A 2,366-nucleotide genomic window follows, 5' to 3' on the forward strand; every position below is an offset into this window, starting at 1 on the left:
ACCTTCGACTTGCTCGCGGCGAACACGCTGAAGACGTCCAACTACGCGGAGGACGGCAGCGGCATCCCCACGGCCGGGGCGAAGCTCGACAACGTCGGAACGACGCTCAAGGTGGCCTCGAACAACGTCCAGGTGGGGCGCTACTACCTGAGCGACGGCTTCTTCCGTTCCGTGCAGGCCCTCGCGGACACGGGAAGCCGCATCTACTACCGAGGCAACAACGAGGGCGTGCCGAACATCGACCGGCTGAACATCCAGGTGATTGAGGGGTACGCGATTGCTGGGGCTGCTGGTGGCGCGGCGAACTTCACCTGGGCGCACTACCACGCCGTCATCCAGCCTCAAGCGGTGAATGACAGCCTGGATGCGCTGCGCTTCATGGAGGTGGGGTTCTACTGGGCATATAGCGACAGCAACGCGCCCCAGTGGCTCTATGGGACGTCGGTGCCGCTGGCGGACCGCAAATATCAGAATGGCGCGGTCGACGGAGACGCCAGCAACGCGACGAGCGCGGGCTTCACCTTCATGTATGGCGACAAGCTCAACCGGCTGCGGGACTCGCTTTCGAACAAGCTGCTCTACCTGAAGGTGCGGCTCCACAACGCGAGCGGCTACAGCGCCGAGCGGTGGTTCTTCCCGCCGAGCAACTACGGCGTCAACATGGTGCGCAGTGCGATGGGGCCCGCATCAACGCCGACTGGTGGCGGTGGAGGGGGAGGGGGCACGCACGGAACCTGTGTCGCGCCTTGGGAGCCGGTGTTGCTCAGCGATGGTTCGGAAGTGCCCGCCGAGATGCTCCGGCCTGGGATGCGGGTGCTCACCATGCACGAGAACGAGAGAGATGGAGGCATCTTCGAGGTGACGCACGTCAGCAGGCATCAGGCGGCGCGCTGCACGCTCACCATGACGGATGGGCGTGTGCTCGTCGTGACGCCGGACCATCGCTGGCGGACGTTCGAGCGCGGCTGGACGCGCACCGACGCGCTTCGCTCCGGAGAGACGATTGATGGTGTCGCTCCGGGACGGGTGGCGCGTGTCGAGACAAGGGACTTCGGCGACGTGATGAAGGTCACCGTTCGCTTCGCGAGAACCTACGTTGTGCAGGGCCTACTTGCGCACAATCTCAAGCCCCGAGATTAAGCGAGACCTTGGAGGGGCGTTAGCGTCCCGCACGTGCAAGTGCGGCTCGCTTTTCGCTCTCGAAATCACCAGTAAATTTTTCGTTCCGCTCTGCGACATATTTCGCGAGCGCTGGAGAGCCACCGATAGCAAACGCCCGGAGGGGCGGGGAGAGGTAGATTCCGTCGGCAATAGGCACAATGTCAGCGTCCAAGTCGCCGAGAAAGAGCACTCTTCCATTGTCCATTACTGGGGCGTGAAAAGGCTCCGGATACGGAGTCACATCGACGGGGGCGTCGCCGTCAGGAGGAACCCAGACTGCATGCGGAGTGGTGAATAGATAGCTCCCTACCCCTGGTCGAAATCGTAAATGGAATGACCATCCAGGCATGACTCTTCCGCCTGCTTGATTGGTCATATCTTGCGCGTTGTTGTAGCACTCGTGAGCTTTCGCCCCGGGATTCGGACGGTGATCGATCCATCCCAAGGGACCACTACTGACGCTCCGAGCAACCTGCATAATTTGGTCAATTGTTGCGCCCTCAGACTCTGGATGTGAGTCTCCGCGCAGTCTTCGCTTCTCCGTTTTGTCGAACTGCTTCTGTACCTTCTTTGCCTTTTTCTTCTCGCGATTTTGACGGTTATTCTTTCCCATTCTTGCCCCCGTGTTGATAGTTTGGATTGCGGCGTGATTTTGAGCCGACAGTCTCAGTGCATTGAGTCGGTCAGGGCATTCGCCACCCGAGGACCTTTACGGTTGTGAGCACGTATGAGTTCCCGCCACGCGGCGGACGTAGCGCTTCAACGACAAGCTGGGGCGGTTCGGAGACTGGGAGCCAAACCTGTGCAGATGGAATGCCGGGGGTATCGCAGAGCGGAGTGTCAACGCTCAATTCGCGCCAGCTTGTTGCCTGTGGCGTCTTGAAGCGAAAGAACCCAGGAGGTGAGTAGTCGTGTCGGCAGCCACGAACCTCGACGTAGACCTCGCGGACACCGTTGGGGATGGCGATCTGTTGCCGCAGGTCGAACGTCCATTCGGGCGAGTCTGTGTGCCGGGTGTCCGTTGACACATAGCGCTGAGCTTGATTGTCGGGGGCATCGATGACGGTTCCTCCACTCGAACCGGCATCGGGGCGTCCAGGGTTCGGCGGCGGGGTCGTCGGTGACTCGTCGCCTCCGCAGTTCATGGCCAGGAGGGCGCTCGCCAACATCGAAAACCAGGGAGCCTTACTGCGCTGCATAGAAGG

At 61.2% G+C, this 2,366-nt stretch carries 2 protein-coding genes; one reads left to right on the forward strand and one right to left on the reverse strand.

Annotated elements, in window-relative coordinates; translation table 11 throughout:
- Window positions 1–1,140: Hint domain-containing protein (locus tag G4D87_RS36775; RefSeq protein ID WP_240358911.1), on the forward strand; the 1,140-nt coding region annotated here is incomplete at its 5' end.
- Between the two features lie 19 nt (window positions 1,141–1,159).
- On the opposite strand, the gene G4D87_RS36780 is transcribed toward G4D87_RS36775, so the two are convergent.
- Window positions 1,160–1,774: a hypothetical protein gene (locus G4D87_RS36780; RefSeq protein ID WP_163787442.1), complete on the reverse strand. Its 615-nt coding sequence runs from the start codon at window positions 1,772–1,774 to the stop codon at window positions 1,160–1,162.
- Window positions 1,775–2,366 lie beyond the last annotated feature (592 nt).

The organism is Myxococcus vastator, assembly GCF_010894475.1.
Taxonomy (GTDB): domain Bacteria; phylum Myxococcota; class Myxococcia; order Myxococcales; family Myxococcaceae; genus Myxococcus; species Myxococcus vastator.